Source organism: Colwellia sp. KS18-150, from assembly GCF_057551365.1.
In genome coordinates this window covers 316247-330243 of sequence record NZ_BAAJMC010000001.1, presented here as the reverse complement: position 1 = coordinate 330243, position 13997 = coordinate 316247, and the positions used below count along the sequence as shown (strand labels likewise).

Annotated in this window: 14 protein-coding genes; 8 read left to right on the top strand and 6 right to left on the bottom strand. The window is 37.6% G+C overall.

Going from position 1 to position 13997, the window contains the following annotated elements:
• Positions 1-53 precede the first annotated feature (53 nt).
• From AC27IF_RS01585 to AC27IF_RS01575, 3 genes are read right to left on the bottom strand one after another with little or no spacing between them, the layout of a single operon-like run.
• The gene (locus AC27IF_RS01585; RefSeq protein WP_487051506.1) at positions 54-1004 is read right to left on the bottom strand and encodes a DUF4097 family beta strand repeat-containing protein; all 951 of its coding nucleotides are present in this window, start codon (positions 1002-1004) and stop codon (positions 54-56) included.
• Positions 1005-1040: 36 nt separating this feature from the next.
• A complete protein-coding gene (locus AC27IF_RS01580; protein WP_487051504.1) occupies positions 1041-1643 on the bottom strand; it encodes a hypothetical protein in 603 nt (200 codons plus the stop codon).
• Positions 1636-2241, bottom strand: a complete 606-nt coding sequence (locus AC27IF_RS01575; protein ID WP_487051502.1) for an RNA polymerase sigma factor — start codon at positions 2239-2241, stop codon at positions 1636-1638. Before AC27IF_RS01575 ends, AC27IF_RS01580 begins: the two co-directional genes overlap by 8 nt.
• A 199-nt stretch (positions 2242-2440) precedes the next feature.
• Between AC27IF_RS01575 and AC27IF_RS01570 the strand changes: the two genes are divergently transcribed.
• Positions 2441-2935 carry a hypothetical protein gene (locus tag AC27IF_RS01570; protein WP_487051500.1) on the top strand — a complete coding sequence of 165 codons (495 nt, stop codon included), beginning with the start codon at positions 2441-2443 and terminating at the stop codon, positions 2933-2935.
• A gap of 84 nt (positions 2936-3019) precedes the next feature.
• Positions 3020-3778 (top strand): tetratricopeptide repeat protein, encoded by a 759-nt coding sequence (locus AC27IF_RS01565; RefSeq protein WP_487051498.1) that lies wholly within the window; start codon positions 3020-3022, stop codon positions 3776-3778.
• 63 nt (positions 3779-3841) lie between these two features.
• On the opposite strand, the gene rpmE is transcribed toward AC27IF_RS01565, so the two are convergent.
• Complete coding sequence (gene rpmE, locus AC27IF_RS01560) at positions 3842-4054, bottom strand: 50S ribosomal protein L31 (RefSeq protein WP_487051496.1); 213 nt, start codon at positions 4052-4054, stop codon at positions 3842-3844.
• A 231-nt stretch (positions 4055-4285) separates the two neighbouring features.
• Here rpmE and priA point away from each other — a divergent pair, with 231 nt between their 5' ends.
• The 5 genes from priA (at position 4286) to AC27IF_RS01535 (ending at position 9662) form a co-directional block, all read left to right on the top strand.
• Positions 4286-6553: a primosomal protein N' gene (gene priA / locus AC27IF_RS01555; protein ID WP_487051494.1), complete on the top strand. Its 2268-nt coding sequence runs from the start codon at positions 4286-4288 to the stop codon at positions 6551-6553.
• Positions 6554-6595: 42 nt separating this feature from the next.
• The gene (locus AC27IF_RS01550) at positions 6596-7159 is read left to right on the top strand and encodes an SPOR domain-containing protein (protein WP_487051492.1); all 564 of its coding nucleotides are present in this window, start codon (positions 6596-6598) and stop codon (positions 7157-7159) included.
• Between the two features lie 105 nt (positions 7160-7264).
• A complete protein-coding gene (gene hslV / locus AC27IF_RS01545) occupies positions 7265-7783 on the top strand; it encodes an ATP-dependent protease subunit HslV (protein ID WP_487051490.1) in 519 nt (172 codons plus the stop codon).
• A gap of 145 nt (positions 7784-7928) precedes the next feature.
• A complete protein-coding gene (gene hslU / locus AC27IF_RS01540; RefSeq protein WP_487051488.1) occupies positions 7929-9269 on the top strand; it encodes an ATP-dependent protease ATPase subunit HslU in 1341 nt (446 codons plus the stop codon).
• A gap of 36 nt (positions 9270-9305) precedes the next feature.
• Positions 9306-9662, top strand: coding sequence for a gamma-butyrobetaine hydroxylase family protein (locus tag AC27IF_RS01535; RefSeq protein WP_487051486.1), 357 nt, complete (start codon positions 9306-9308; stop codon positions 9660-9662).
• A 20-nt stretch (positions 9663-9682) separates the two neighbouring features.
• Here AC27IF_RS01535 and AC27IF_RS01530 read toward each other — a convergent pair whose 3' ends face one another.
• The gene (locus tag AC27IF_RS01530) at positions 9683-11707 is read right to left on the bottom strand and encodes a putative bifunctional diguanylate cyclase/phosphodiesterase (RefSeq protein WP_487051484.1); all 2025 of its coding nucleotides are present in this window, start codon (positions 11705-11707) and stop codon (positions 9683-9685) included.
• Positions 11708-11846: 139 nt separating this feature from the next.
• Between AC27IF_RS01530 and rraA the strand changes: the two genes are divergently transcribed.
• Positions 11847-12332: a ribonuclease E activity regulator RraA gene (gene rraA / locus AC27IF_RS01525; RefSeq protein WP_487051482.1), complete on the top strand. Its 486-nt coding sequence runs from the start codon at positions 11847-11849 to the stop codon at positions 12330-12332.
• Here rraA and AC27IF_RS01520 read toward each other — a convergent pair whose 3' ends face one another.
• The gene (locus AC27IF_RS01520; RefSeq protein WP_487051480.1) at positions 12333-13955 is read right to left on the bottom strand and encodes an EAL domain-containing protein; all 1623 of its coding nucleotides are present in this window, start codon (positions 13953-13955) and stop codon (positions 12333-12335) included.
• Positions 13956-13997: the final 42 nt, after the last annotated feature.

Below are 13997 nucleotides of genomic sequence, written 5' to 3'. Positions count from 1 at the left end.
GTAAAAGGCAGGAGTTATTACCTGCCTTGGTGTTAGGCTAATACAATAAAAAACTATTTTACGATAACATCACCACTGACGGTACTAACTCGAACTGAACCGCTAGCATTACCTGTTTGAAAATAAAGTTTACTGCTAGGACCATATTTCGCTTCTTGCGCCTTTTGATTAGTCAGTTTATTAATTAGGTCGCCGCCAGCATTCGCTTTTAAGCGAAAATCAGCTGCAACGTCTTGTTGAAAATCTAATTCAACACCACCACTCACGCTTGATGCCTTTACTATCCCGTGTTGTTGCAATGATAACCTCGCCTCTACATCACCACTAATAGTTGACACTCTAAGTTCATTGGTTTCTTGTAAATCAAGTACTGTATTGCCGGAAACATTATTGACAAATATTTCATTCGCGCGAGTTTGTGAATCAATATCACCACTTACTGCTTGTAGCTGTAAACGCCCAGCTGAATCTTTATCATCAATGTCACCACTAACAACGGCTAAACTTATTTTACCTTGTAGGTTGTTACTTTTTATATTGCCACTAACACTACTCAACTCAATATTTTCGCTTAAATCTTTAGCTCGAATATCACCACTAACCGTTTTCACCGTAATACTTTGTGATAAGTTGTCTAATTCAATATCACTAGATACACCTTCAAAATTAACTCTCAAATTAACTGGCATATGAATGGTTAACTGTGAACCATGTGAGTTCCAATTGTTATGATTATCTAGATCCACTTTAATGTTTATAGTGCTGCCAACTTGCTCAAAAACAAGCTTATGGGCATCATCATCAAGCTCTCCTTTGACATGGACACTCTCTTTATCCCAGCCGATAACGTTTACCTTACCGCTAATATTCTCTATCGCAACGGCCGTGGCATCATTTACTGCTAGGGTTTCGTCAACTTTTTCACCTGCGATAACTGTGCTGGTATAAAATACCGCGCTGAAAATCACCATAGGTATTAGCACTAATTGCTTAATATTATTCATAAAAACCTCTTACCTTATATCCTGCTAATTCTTTTATTAAATCGTTTGCCATTTAGGAGCATTACTTCCTGTGTAGGGCAATAATTGCTGCAATAAATTTAATTCTTGCTGCTGAGTAAAACGGAGTAAATTCAATAAATCGACATTGTTTTTATCATTTTTCAATGCTTTCTCTATACTCGCTCTTGCTTGCGCCAATTGCGTTAATTGTTCTTGCATTTTAGCTGGTAACTGTTTTAAGTCTGGTTGACCAAAACTCACTAACATAGCTTGTTTTTGCTCTGAAAAATTTTCTTGGATCATTGCGACTAACTGATCACTAACTAACGGTTGCTTGGTTTGTTGACTAACGTCACTATTTTTCGCTGTTAAAGGGGTATTTACTTCGTCTGTAGGTGAAAATGATATCCATGTCACCAATACTGCAGCAACTATTGAAGCTGCCCAAGTTGCTGGTACGAAATACGGTTTTTTATCAGTACTAAACGACTCATCAGCCTCAAGTTGAGGCTTATTTTGTATAGCTCGTTCAATACCCGCCCACAAATCTCGTTGTGGAGTTAATTCATCAGGCAAATGAGTTACTTGATCAGCTAGAACCTGATCGGTTATCTGCTCAATTTTATTCTCGTTATTCATTTGCTTCTCCTAAAGACGCTTCTTCGCTAAGCGATTCTTTTAACAAAGATTTTGCTCTATGATATTGTGACTTACTTGAGCCTACTGCCATGTTAAGCATATTGGCTATTTCTTCATGGCGGTAACCTTCAACAGCAAACAGTACAAACACTAACCGCGCTCGCTCTGGCAATTTGGCGATGTGTCGATCTAACACTTCGAGCTCAGAGGAATCATCTAAAGGAACTGACTCTTCAATCCCCTGACTATTTTCACCTTGATCTTCAATACTAAACACTCTTTGCAGCCAGTTTTTTTGTTTACGTAAATGTCCTAAAACGACATTACTTGCGACACTATGCAGCCAAGTACTGAACTTACTTTCTCCTCGAAAGTTATTAATTTTTTGCCACAACACCACAAATACTTCTTGGCAAACATCTTCTGCACTATCCTTATCGGCAAGCATACGCCAACAAAGAGCATAGACTTTGCGATGATGTAATTGGTAAAGCTGATGAAAAGCCGTCTGTGAGCCTTGCTTAGCTTGAGCAATCCAATCTTGTTCTTGAGAGCTAGCAAATAACTTTTGCGCATCAATAACTTGGGAACTATTCAAAAAAGGGTCTCATTAATCATTCATAAGTAGTGGTTATAGTAAGTAAGATGCAGTATGACAAAAAAAGGTTTAAAGGTGATTTAATTTTTTATCTTTCCTTTATTTATTCCTTTATGATAACTTGATTTGATAATAGTTAACTAATTAATTTTATTAAGAATATATAAACTAAATGTCACTAATATTATAAGGAGATAATATGAAACATGTACTATTACCGCTAGCCCTATCTACACTGGCGTTTATGACTCCCGTTCATAGCAAGCAAAACTTAGCTGTTGCAGAAAATACGGCTAGTTACTCCACTAAATTTACCTCTGAAGAGTCTGGATTTGACATAATATATTTACAAGCAGATGGTACTTTTGCTTTAGGTGATAATTTTGGTATCAGTGTCGGGGCAAACAACCTGTACTTAGACAGTTCAGATTACAATGGTAATAGTGATAATATTCAAAACCTAAGATTAGGTGGATTTTATCGTCACTCAGACCATGGACGAGTAGAGCTTTCTTACCAACAATTATTCCGCGATGGCGATAATGATGGTTTATATAGTATTACTGGCGAATATTACTTTAAACATTGGACGTTAGGCACTTATGCTATGTCTTATACCCCAAACTTTGATGATACTTTAAAACGTTTTTATCGTAGCTATGGTACCAATGTTAAATCTTTCTTCTTCTTATAAATATAAGTGATTAAAAAGAGCAATGATGCACTTTAAACTTTACTGATAAAAAATATTGCCACTAGGTTAATTGGAGATTTTATAATGAATAGAATAATCTTTATCTTAAGTTTACTCCTAATGTGTTTTTCAAGCACTGCCATTAAAATAACTGCCTGTGATACTAAAGAATGCGCGGATTATTTTAGTTCATTCAAAAAGGCAGCACAGCGAGGTCACCCTCAAGCCATGTATATGTTAGGAAAGTTCTATCAAAATGGCTATGGCACTGAAATAAACTTAGAAAAGTCATTAAAATATTATAAAAAAGCAGCATTAAAAGGGATTTTTGAAGCAAAATTTAAAACCGGCTATTTATTACTAACCAATAAAAGTACTTACGATTATGATAAAGGAATAAAGTGGTTAACGAATGCTGGGAACTCTGGACATCAAAACGCCGCCTTCTTACTGGGGATAACTTATTACAATGAGGCTAATTATTCCGACGCGGACAAATGGCTAACCTTGGCTTATCAGGCAAATCAAGTGGATATCGCAGGATGGATATCACAAATAAATAAAGAGCCAAACTTCAACAAGGTAAACTTACCTTTATTGCTAACAGAAATACCTCCTCCATCTGAGGAGAGTAACGAAACCCTTATCGATAAAAACAAGATAGAACGTATTACTATTTCAACGCCATCTTTAGCAAGTATTTTTGATTATATGCTGATAGATTTTAAATCAAAAGTTAAGTCCACTGGTACTAGACTCCCTTCAGTGAGGTGTGTTGATAATGTTGCTTGCCAACAAAAGTCGCTGAATGAAATGAAAGACAGTATTTGGGTTGACCGTTAATGAATAGACACAAAAAAAGCGCCAATTGGCGCTTTTTTTCGTTTGGTACTTAAAAAGTAATCATTACTTCTTAGAAAGTGCACCAAAACGCTTGTTGAATTTATCAACACGACCACCAGTCTCAGCAGCTTTTTGCTTACCAGTGTAGAATGGGTGACAAGCTGAACATACATCTAAATGGATGTCTTTGCCTGTAGTTGAACGAGTCGTTACAACATTGCCACAAGAACAAGTTGCTTTAAATTCTACATATTTAGGGTGGATACCGTCTTTCATGGGAACCTCTATCTCTTTCGAGAACTTGGGCGCATCGCCACTTAGCCGCTTTGCCTCTTTAAAAAGCCAATAACGCCAAGCACCATACGAGTTAAAAATTAATGGGGGCGAATAATAATGCAAAGCCGATTCAACTGCAAGCGCAAAGAGTGTAAATTGCTTAAAAAATAGTAGATTTCCCACACCTTAAAGCAAATCATCAAATAATTACCGATAAAGTGTGCTTGCCACTTGGCAGCACAGGTTTCTCAGGTCAAAATGGGACGATATAAAACTAATAAAATAGCTACTTTAGTGTCAGAGCAATATATACAAGTCGCCGTACCTGTTCCTATGCGGCAACTATTCACATACCTTGTGCCAAGTGCAATGCAATCTCCCCCTTTACGCATCGGTGAGCGTATCGCCGTGCAGTTTGGCTCGAGACAAGTTATTGCGGTAATAATAGGGCTTAGCGATGACTGTGATATTGATAGCAAAAAAATTAAAGCAATTAGTAAGCGCCTCGATGATAGCTTTCATTTAAGTCAGTCTTTAGTCGATTTTTTATATTTATGCGCTAATTATTACCATCACCCCATGGGTGACGTTTTTCAGCAAGCATTACCCAAGTTGTTAAGACAGGTGAAAAAGTTAGACATTCAACCACCTATGGTTTGGCATAGTCAAACCGGTATTGATGATCAGCAACTTGAAAAAATCGCCACTAAAGCCCCAAAGCAGCATGCATTATTTTCACTGATTAATAAGCACCAAGGAATTAGCTGGCCTGAATTAAGAACCTTAAACTATAGCAAAGCACAACTTAATGCTTTGGTTGCTAAAGATTTGATTGTTGAAAAGAAACAACAGGTCAAAGAGTTCACCTGGCAAGAGCAAGCATTAAACGAAGATAACAAATTACGCTTATCAACCGAGCAAGCCGTAATTGTCGCTGCAATTAATCAAACCCATAATCAATTTGCTTGTCATTTAATTGATGGTGTCACCGGTAGCGGTAAAACTGAAGTCTACTTACAGGCGATGGAAAAAGTATTAGCTAACAATCAACAGGTACTTGTTATTGTGCCAGAGATTGGGTTAACGCCTCAAACCTTACTGCGTTTTGAGCAACGTTTTAATGTACCTATTTGCCTACACCACTCTAACCTTAATGATAGTGAGCGCTTAGATACTTGGCTAAATGCAGGACAAAATAGTGCGGCCATTGTTATTGGTACACGCTCAGCTATATTTACCCCTCTGCAGCATATGGGGATGATCATTGTTGATGAAGAGCATGATGGTTCATTAAAACAGCAAGACAGCTTTCGCTATCATGGACGTGATTTGGCTATTTTACGCGCTAAACAGCTCAACATCCCTGTTTTACTTGGCAGTGCTACCCCAAGTTTTGAATCGCTACAGAATGCATTGTCGGGTAAATATCAATATCATCAATTACATAAACGCGCTGGAAATAGCAACAAAGCCAAAATAGCTCTGATTGATGTTGCCCAACAACAAATGGAATTTGGTCTTTCTGGCACATTAAAACAGCAAATACAGCAGACAATAGCCCGTGGTGAGCAAACACTGATATTTTTAAATCGACGTGGTTATGCGCCGGCAATTAACTGTCAGGAATGCCATTGGATTGCTGATTGTCAACGTTGCGATAAGCCATATACATTTCATCAAAAGCAGCAACTGCTTATTTGCCATCATTGTGGTAGTCAAAAGCGTGTCCCTAAACAATGCCCTAGTTGTGGCAGCATCAGAATAAACCCAATTGGCCAAGGCACTGAGCAGCTAGAGCAGCGTATTGGTGAGTTATTTCCTGATGCCAGCTTAGTGAGAATTGATCGAGACAGCACTCGAAAAAAAGGTGAGTTATCTAAGTTATTACAAGAAATTAGTGATAAGAAGCATCAGCTACTAATTGGTACACAAATGCTTGCCAAAGGCCATCACTTTCCCGATGTGACTTTAGTGGCAGTACTAGACGGTGATGGCGCATTATTCAGTTTTGATTTTCGCGCTAGCGAACAAATGGCACAATTACTGGTACAAGTTGCCGGCCGTGCAGGTCGAGCAAGTAAACCGGGGAAAGTGTTAGTGCAAACGGCTTATCCTGATCATCCGTTATTACAAGAAATAGTCCATAATGGCTATCAACACTTTGCTCAACAAGCACTTAAAGAGCGCCAGCAAGCCTTATTACCTCCCTTTAGTTTTCAAGCATTAATTCGCGCCGAAGCGAACTACCCTAGCTATCCTGATAAGTTTTTACGCGCTCTCACTGAGCATAGTTTACATCAATGTGAATTTGCCGGGCCAGTACCTGCAGCTATGGAGAAAAAAGCCGGAAAGTTTCGTTATCATCTGATAATCCAATCAAAATCGAGAAAGCATTTACATCAGGCAATAAGACAACTACTGGCAAAAATCCCTGATATTGAATTACACAGTAAAGTACGCTGGAGTTTAGATATAGACCCTATTGATTTAAATTGGTGAGTGGTTAGAATAAGCCAAGTTTTCCGCTATTCTTTCCCGCTCATGTCAAATCAAGATTACATTGCTCGTAGCCCAGCTAAAAAAAAGAAAAATAACCCATATAAAAAAAAGCCTGCTCAACAACAGTCTGACAACAGTGCTAAACCTAAAATAATTATTGTCATTCTTATTCTGCTCATTGCAGCCTTTGCTTATGGCTTATGGTTACTGAAAACTAGCCCTAGCACTAAAACACCTAATAACACCCCAGCAGCAACAATTGTAGAAAAGAAAGCTGCGGCTTTACCTAAACCTCCACAAGAAAAATGGCAGTATGTTGATAACCTTAAAAACAAAGAAGTAGAAGTGGGGCAATATGAAGTAAAACAAAATGGTCCTTACAAAATGCAATGTGGCTCATTCAAAACACAAGGACAAGCGGAGTCAGTAAAAGCTAAAATGGCGTTTATTGGTATAGAAAGTCAAGTTGTTGCCGCACAAGGTAAAACACGTACATGGTATCAAGTTGTTTTGGGGCCATACGAACGAAAACGAACCGCTGAAAAAAATAAACATAAACTGAGAAACAATAATATTAATGATTGCCAAATTTGGTTATGGAAATAAACGTTTTCAGTTTATCTCGAATAAAATTAACTCTATCCTTGAAAAGTCAGTAACAACCCCAATTTAATTACCATCAAAAATGTATTTATTTAGATTGGAGTTAATGTGACTACTATCGTTTCAGTAAGACGCAATGGCAAAGTAGCCATAGGTGGTGATGGTCAAGTTTCCCTTGGCAACACAGTTATGAAAGGCAATGCTAAAAAAGTGCGCCGCCTATACAACAATAAAGTATTAGCGGGTTTTGCCGGTGGCACAGCCGATGCTTTTACCTTATTCGAACGCTTTGAAAGTAAACTTGAACAACATCAAGGTCACTTAACTAAAGCAGCTGTTGAACTTGCTAAAGATTGGCGCAGTGATAGAGCATTAAGAAAGCTTGAAGCTTTACTCGCCGTTGCTGATGAAACAGCTTCCTTAATCATTACAGGTAACGGTGATGTAGTACAACCTGAACATGATCTTATTGCTATAGGTAGTGGTGGAAATTTTGCGCAATCAGCTGCCACCGCACTATTAGAAAACACCGAGTTATCTGCTAAAGAAATCGTTGAAAAATCATTAACTATTGCCGGCAGTATTTGTGTATTTACCAACCAATCACAAACAATAGACGAACTGTAAGTTTCCTTCGACAAGTTCAGGATTAACGGTTCACCTTTGATGAGCGCGATATTACTAGTCGAAGTACTGCAAGCATGAAAAATGCTGTTCATTATTACCAATTTAATTGTCTTGTTAATAAAACCAGACAAATGAGGAATTAACTATGTCAGATATGACTCCCCGCGAAATTGTCCATGAGTTAGACAGCCACATTGTCGGCCAAAGTGACGCGAAACGTGCCGTTGCTATTGCCTTAAGAAACCGCTGGCGTCGCATGCAACTTGATGAAGCGTTGCGCAATGAAGTTACCCCAAAAAATATCCTGATGATAGGCCCTACTGGTGTAGGAAAAACAGAAATTGCCAGACGATTAGCTAAATTAGCTCGCGCCCCTTTTATCAAGGTTGAAGCAACAAAATTTACCGAAGTAGGTTATGTCGGTAAAGAAGTCGAAACTATTATTCGCGACCTTGCCGATATGGCAATAAAAATGGTTAAAGAAGACGAAATGAGTCGCGTGAAACATCTAGCTGAAGAGGCTGCAGAAGAGCGTATTTTAGATGTACTTTTACCTCCTGCCCGTGATGGTTTTGGTAATGCTGAAAAACAAGATGATGACAGTACCAATAGCACTCGACAAATATTCCGTAAAAAATTGCGTGAAGGTAAGTTAGACGATAAAGAAATTGAGTTAGACCTAGCAGCACCGCAAGTTGGTGTTGAAATTATGGCACCTCCGGGCATGGAAGACATGACATCGCAATTACAAAGCATGTTTCAGAACATGTCGAGTGATAAAACTAAAAAGCGTAAGTTGAAAATTAAAGATGCCTTTAAAGCGCTGCAAGAAGAAGAAGCTGCAAAAATAGTTAATCAAGATGATATTAAGCAAAAAGCTATAGACGCTGTTGAGCAAAATGGTATCGTTTTTATCGATGAAATTGACAAAATCTGTAAACGTGCTGATAGCAATAGTGGTGGCGATGTTTCTCGTGAAGGTGTACAACGCGATTTATTACCGTTAGTAGAAGGTTCAACGGTTAGCACCAAACACGGCATGGTTAAAACTGATCATATTTTGTTTGTCGCTTCAGGCGCTTTTCAAATGGCTAAACCTTCTGATTTAATTCCAGAGTTACAAGGGCGATTACCCATTCGTGTTGAGTTAAAAGCACTAACAACAGATGATTTTGTTAGAATTTTAACAGAGCCTTTTGCTTCACTGACAGAGCAATATATCGCACTATTAGCTACCGAAGGCGTTGATATTGCTTTTAGTGAGGATGGTATTCAAGCGATAGCTAATGCGGCGTGGCAAGTAAATGAAACAACCGAGAATATTGGTGCTAGACGTTTACACACCATGATGGAGCGCTTAACAGAAGAGTTATCTTTCCATGCAGATCAACGCTCTGGTGAAACTATTTTGATTGATAAAGAATATGTTGAATCAACGTTAAATGAAGTCGTTAAAGACGAAGATTTAAGTCGTTTCATTTTATAAAAATTTAACTGGGTAAAAATACCTTGGAGCATTGCGGTGAAAATTGAGCGTTTTACTTTAAATAAAAGTCAGAAAAAGTTACTCATTACTAATAGTAAGGGTGGTAATTTTGAATTGAGTTTTGAGTACTTACGTGTTTTTTCACCACAGCAAATGGATAATAAAAATACCGAGGTGGTAACACATAAAAAACAAGTGTTATTACTCGCGATTGAAGCGGTGGGAAAACACGGCTACCGTTTCATTTTTGATGACAATCATAGTGCGATATATTCGTTTATCTATCTTGATGCTTTAATTGCAGAGCAAGAACCCCGCTGGCAAGAGTACTTAAAGCAATTAAGTGCCTCTGGTCACTCTAGAGAAGCAATGATCAATTTTAAGCAGCTTTAATTAATTTAATTAACACACGTTTAATCATTACCTTTTCTTAATAAAAGTTGAATTAATTTACTTTCAGGGAGGGGTTTATTAATAAAGTAGCCTTGAACAGCATCACAGCCTAAGTTACGTAAAACATTGAGTTGTTCAACCGTTTCAACACCTTCAGCAAGTACACGCTTACCTAAGCCATGAGAAAGCTCAATCATAGACTTCACTATGGTCATATCAGAATCATTTGAAGCAACCTCATCAATAAAGCTTCGGTCTATCTTAATTTTATCAATGGGCAGTTTCCGCAAATAAGCCAAAGAAGAATAACCGGTTCCAAAATCATCAATAGAAACCTTGATGCCCATATTTTGAAGGCTAACAATAGTGCTCATCGCAGTATTAATATCTGTCATGACTACATTTTCAGTAATTTCCAATTCTAGATTCTTAGGCTTTAAATTATACGCTAACATTAATGATTGAATATTGGCCACTAATTGTGGATCTTGAAATTCACTTGCCGTTATATTAACGGCTATAGCTACACGTCGTTTATATTTTTTGAACCAGCGAGCACTCGCCTCACATGCTTTAGTTAAGATATAATTATCGAATTCGCTATTCATTTGCAATGCGTCGATATCATCTAAAAAGGCAGCAGGCGGTAACAAACCATCTTCAGGGTGCTGCCATCGAACTAACGCTTCAACACCTTCTAATTGGTTGGTTAATAGGTTGAGCTGTGGTTGGTAATATAAAACAAACTCATCATTGGCTAAGGCCGCTTTAAGCGCTTTCTTTACCAACAATAAGCGTCGCCCTTCTGCCTGCATACCCGCTTCGAAACTAACAGTATCAAGACCATTAGTTTCGGCGTGATGAAGAGCAAGGTTGGCATTGTGTAATAACTCTTCCGCATCGTTTCCATCTGTAGGATATAAACAATATCCTACACTTGATTGAATATATATATCTTGGTTGTTGAACCTTAACACTCGATTAATTAATTGGTGTAAATGTTCAGGAGCACGCTTTATCGTCGACGTTTGAGCTGACTCAATCACAAACATAAATGAATCACCACTGAGTCTACCAACCGCCTTAGGTAATAAAATGCTGTTATTTAATCGTTTAGCTATTTCACCTAAAATATAATCGCCTGTTTTTAATCCATAGGTATCATTCACAAATTTAAATTGTTTAATATCGATTAAAAAAATCGCCAATTGTGATTTTTTCACATCTGCAGCAATCATAGCTTCTGATAACTTAGCCATCACTTGGCCACGATTGAGTGCGCCTGTTAATGAGTCATGTTTCCCTAGATATTGTGCTTTGCTAATAGCATGAACAGCCACATTTCGCTCTGCCCCTTGCATCCAGATCAGCAAAATAAAGCCTAAAGTACTATGCGCCCCCACATCAAAGTAAAGTAAAAATATTTGTAACTGACCAAACCATGGCTCAGTCAACGCAATAATAGACACAAAAGAATGCAATAAATATCGAAGGCCTAGAAATAAACAATACCCCAAAAGCACTCGGCTGGAGAAATGAGGTTTTCTATCAACATAGAGGTAAAAACTGGCGGTGAGAAAAGCACAGGCAAAGACAAAATTTTTCAAGCTAACCGTTAAGTAAAAGCGGTTAAAAACATTTGCTTCATCAAAGGCGTACAGGGTTGTAGATGCAACACCGACAATAATAGCGGCACTACAGACAAAACTAACAACTGCACCACTGACTTGTTTTTGTTTTTTGGCACTATAAAGACCTAATAACAAAAAGACTAAATATAAGTAGAAACTTGACTGCTGTATTTGTGCATAAAGTAATTGAATATAATTGCTAAAATAATAGCTGTTAACGTAGTAACTGCTATTTTCTTGCAGCATGGTACTACTCGCATAATAACAACTTAATGCTATTAAACTGAACATCCAGTACTTGACATATTCACGACCAAAAGCGCGAAAGTACATAAAAAATACAAAAGATAAAATGGCAAAAACTATTGCTTGTGTGGCAAACAAAAAAGCGATGGAGTCTAAGTTTTCTAACATTTAGATGGCAAGTGTTTTTGTAGAAAAGTGCTATTCACTATTAGAAAGACTTTTATTATAAAATACAAGTGGCTATTTAACTTTAGCTGAAAATGGATATACTGATAACTATTATCTCTTTCAGTCAAAGGTTGCTCTTATGGAATATAATACCTCACAATTATGTAACACATACGCAGGATTAATTGATGTAATTGATCCTATTTTTAGCAACTATGGCGGACGAAGCTCTTTTGGGGGCAAAGTTGTCACCATTAAATGCTTTGAAAGCTTGGGATTGATAGAGAAAATTGTTGCCACCGACGGTACCAGCAAAGTACTAGTGATAGACGGTGGTGGCTCCCCTCGACGTGCCCTAATTGACATAAATATCGCAGAAGCGGCGGCAAGCAATGGTTGGGAAGGTATTATTTGCTATGGCAGTGTCCGTGATGTTGATGCACTAGAAGACATAGAAATAGGTATTCAAGGTTTAGTGTCTATTCCTGTTGGAGCAACCGATACCGAGTTAGGTGAAAGTGATGTTGCTATCAACTTTGGTGGCGTCACCATATTACCAGACGATCATATCTACGCAGATAATACCGGCATTATTCTTTCACCGGATGCTTTAGATATTGAATAATTAGAGTCTGGGTTTAGCTTCTGGGTGTTGACTAAACCATCTAGCTAGCCAAATTTCTATTTCATCGGGTACAACACCTTTATTGATGATATCACCTTGGATGAGTTTCCCTCCCATTGCAACAAATTGATTAACGGCTTCATGTTTATCGATATTAGTACCTATTAACGGTATTTTCATGCTCCGTGTTAATGTGATTAACGCATTAATAATCGCTTTATCCGCACTATTGCTGTCAAGTTTACCCAATTGCTGGCAGTTAATTTTAACTTGATGAATAGCCATTTTCCTAAGATAGCGTAATGACTCATAGCCACCGGAAAAATTAAAAATAGCTATGGTGACATCCAATGACTTTAATTGATCAATAGTACTTTTTGCACGCTGACATGCAGATAACATCATTGGCTCATTAAGCTCTATCATCAAATATTTACCAGATATATTGAAATTTTTCATTTGCTGTTCAATATAATCAACTAAATCTGGCTCAAGTAGGTTTTTACTGGAAAGGCTGACAGATACTCTTTGATAGACGCCCATTTTGTGTAAGGTAAACAGTGCCTTAAATGCTTGTTTAAACATCTGTTTAGTCAAACGATATACTTCGCCACTGTGTTCAGCCAAATCAACAAAATCAGGCAGTTCCATTGGCTCTTTGTCATCGTTATACCAATGTACTTTTAATTCAAAGCCTACCAATGAGTTATCATCGACATTAACTTGCGGCTGTAAATACCAGCGCAAATCTTCTGCTAAAATATCTTGGCGTAAACTCTCCATCAGCGCTAATTGCTGCTCGGTATAAAGTACTGCACTATTGTCAAAGTATTGAATAGTTCGCTCTTTAGATTCCGCTTTTAATAAAGCGTCTGTAGCATGAGCAACGATTTCATGAACACTATTACCATGCTCATCACTAATTGCGATCCCAAAGGCTAACTCAAAATTTAATGAGAAGCTTTTAAAGCTCATGGCATCAGGAACAGCATTGGCAAGCTGCATACATAAATCATCAATAACGTGATTAGCCTCATGGCTAGAAGTTGAGAGGTCAAAGACCACTAAAAAGTCTAACCCTTGTAATCTCGCTAATCGAACTGGCTCAGGGTTGCTATCAAAACTTAATAAGGCTTGATTTTCTGCTACATTTTTTTGTAAACAATACGCTAACTGCAACAGTAAAATATCTGAATTATGATGCCCTAAAACAGTATTCACCTGTTTGAAGTTTATAGGCTTAAAAACTACCGCCGCCATCCGACTATCTTTATTGGCTTTAAGTACCTGTTCAAATTGTTTTAATGCGTGCTGAGCCGTAGGTAAATTAGTCGTTAAGTCGTGGGTATAATTAAATAGCTCGTCTTTAGATATAGTGTAATCTTCTTGCTGATTAGGTTTGTTATAAAAAAAACGCCAACACATAAAAATGAGAATAGGTAAACAAATCCCTAAAATGAAGGTTAATAAACTATTATCGAAAGAAAAAATATGCTGAGCTGCATTCGCTGAGAAAGAAGGAAAAAATAGAGAGAATATTATCACAAGGGAAAGGTTAATGCTTCGAACACCTAGGACATACTTTCTTCTAAAAGCTAAGTAAAAGTTTTTATAACATTCCATATCAGACCAACATTTATGGTTACTTGGGTAGCCGAGCAGAAT